General features: G+C 48.9%; 1 protein-coding gene. It reads left to right on the top strand.

Annotation, left to right across the window (positions count from 1 at the left end; all coding sequences use genetic code 11):
* Positions 1 to 321, top strand: a 321-nt coding sequence (locus tag R7O12_RS26600; protein WP_318127070.1) for a BCCT family transporter, incomplete at both ends; no start/stop codon positions are given.

Here is a 321-nt window from a genome sequence, read left to right on the forward strand (position 1 = left end):
GGTTTGGATGTCGGTATTTGGTGGTCTGGCGAGTGATCAAGTCGTCAACAAAGTAGGCGAGTTAGGCGCAAACGGTCTGACCGACGTATCACTGGCGATGTTCCAAATGTTTGATGTGCTGCCATTTGGCAACATATTGTCGATCATTGCTGTGGTTCTGGTATTGGTATTCTTTATCACCTCTTCAGACTCTGGCTCGCTAGTTATCGACAGCATTACGGCGGGTGGTAAAGTCGATGCGCCTGTATTGCAGCGTGTTTTCTGGGCATTTATGGAAGGTGCGATTGCGGTTGCATTGCTTTGGATTGGTGGCTCAGAAGC

The organism is Vibrio sp. Vb1574 (genome assembly GCF_033338675.1).